The organism is Oceanobacillus sp. J11TS1, assembly GCF_018333215.1.
GTDB lineage: Bacteria > Bacillota > Bacilli > Bacillales > Amphibacillaceae > Oceanobacillus.
Window position 1 is genome coordinate 1 of the sequence record NZ_BORO01000090.1, and the last position, 255, is coordinate 255.

1 protein-coding gene is annotated in these 255 nt (G+C 40.4%); it reads left to right on the forward strand.

Going from position 1 to position 255, the window contains the following annotated elements; genetic code table 11:
- A partial coding sequence (locus KI343_RS19965; RefSeq protein WP_212928130.1) for a transposase occupies window positions 1–255 on the forward strand: 255 nt, incomplete at both ends.

Genomic DNA, 255 nt, shown 5'->3' on the forward strand with positions numbered 1-255 from the left:
GAACGCAATGAAGATCGCCATGATTACAGAAATGGATACTACGATAGAGAGTATATGCTGAGTGTTGGAAAGGTAAAATTAAAGGTTCCACGTACGCGCAGCGGGGAATTTTCTACAGAACTATTCGCGAAGTATAAACGTTGTGATAAAGCCTTTTTGCTATCGATGTTGGAAATGGTGATAAATGGTGTTTCTACGCGTAAAGTGACTAAAGTCGTAGAACAGCTTTGTGGTGAAAAAGTGTCGAAGTCCATG